At 61.2% G+C, this 227-nt stretch carries 1 pseudogene; it reads right to left on the bottom strand.

The features are described from left to right. Positions 1-67 precede the first annotated feature (67 nt). A pseudogene (locus G1E_RS28445) lies at positions 68-227 on the bottom strand (GABA permease); the annotation flags it as partial.

Genomic DNA, 227 nt, shown 5'->3' with positions numbered 1-227 from the left:
GTAACGCTTAACTGACAGGCTTTACCTATCCATAGGTGCCTTCTGCCTTGACCCCGGGTGAACCCACTCACCCCATCGACCGCGCCCCCACCGGTTGCGCATGGCCCCGCGAAGTCACGATGCCCAGGAAGGAGATCACAATCGCCAGCCCCAATGTGGAGCTCACCTCCGCGCGGTGCTCAGGCGTGTACATCATGACCGCCAGCGCCCCGCCAATGAAAATGATC

The organism is Pseudomonas sp. TJI-51, from assembly GCF_000190455.2.
GTDB classification, from domain to species: domain Bacteria; phylum Pseudomonadota; class Gammaproteobacteria; order Pseudomonadales; family Pseudomonadaceae; genus Aquipseudomonas; species Aquipseudomonas juntendi.
The sequence above is the reverse complement of the archived record's forward strand: the minus strand, read 5'-3'. Positions and strand labels throughout refer to the sequence as shown.